General features: G+C 47.4%; 1 protein-coding gene. It reads right to left on the bottom strand.

Going from position 1 to position 416, the window contains the following annotated elements; translation table 11 throughout:
* Positions 1-416, bottom strand: a 416-nt coding sequence (locus A3762_RS06195) for a uroporphyrinogen-III C-methyltransferase (protein ID WP_231878743.1), incomplete at both ends; no start/stop codon positions are given.

Here is a 416-nt window from a genome sequence, read left to right as displayed (position 1 = left end):
CCCGATGCGGCTGTGACTCCAGGAACAACACAAACTGGAACTCCAGATTGTTGAAGTACCTGACACTCCTCACCAACACGAGCAAAAATCGCGGGATCGCCGCCTTTTACTCGTACTACCTGTTTTCCTTCAAGTGCCAGTTTTAGCATCAACGCCGAAATACCCTCTTGAGACATGCTATGTTGGGCATAGCGCTTACCAACATAAATGCGTTGTACTTGTTTAGGAAACAGTGCCACCACCTCATCGGACACGAGTGCGTCGAACAGAATGACATCTGAATTTTGTAGCGCGCGATAAGCCTTAAGGGTGAGCAACTCTACATCACCTGGCCCCGCACCAATAATCGTTACACAACCTCGTTTAGAACGAGCTTGTATTTGAGTTTTAACCCGATTTATAAACCCTGTGTCCTT

Source organism: Oleiphilus sp. HI0125, from assembly GCF_001635355.1.
Note: the sequence above shows the minus strand (reverse complement) of the source record. Positions and strands in the feature narration are given on the sequence as shown.